1 protein-coding gene is annotated in these 323 nt (G+C 39.6%); it reads left to right on the top strand.

Annotated features, from left to right (window positions below):
• Window positions 1-34: 34 nt before the first annotated feature.
• Window positions 35-323: urease accessory protein UreF (locus F8C76_RS20040; protein ID WP_249042469.1), on the top strand; the 289-nt coding region annotated here is incomplete at its 3' end.

The following is a 323-nucleotide window of genomic DNA, read 5'->3' as shown; positions in this document are numbered from 1 at the left end:
CTCTAGTCAGTTCCTTTATACGGAAATGCTGAGCTTGAAATTAACCTATGAAAGTGCTCTCCAACAAGATTTAAAAAAGATCTTAGGGGTTGAAGAAATCATTATGCTATCCACAAGCCCCATGGAATTACGATTAGCCAACCAAAAGCTGGGCAATCGTTTCATTAAAACCCTACAAGCCATGAACGAATTAGACATGGGCGAATTTTTTAACGCTTACGCTCAAAAAACCAAAGATCCCACCCATGCCACTAGCTATGGCGTTTTTGCGGCGAGTTTGAATATTGAATTGAAAAAGGCTTTAAGGCATTATCTTTATGCGC

Origin of the sequence: Flagellimonas olearia, assembly GCF_009184425.1 — a bacterium.
GTDB lineage: Bacteria > Bacteroidota > Bacteroidia > Flavobacteriales > Flavobacteriaceae > Flagellimonas > Flagellimonas olearia.
The sequence above is the reverse complement of the archived record's forward strand: the minus strand, read 5'-3'. Positions and strand labels throughout refer to the sequence as shown.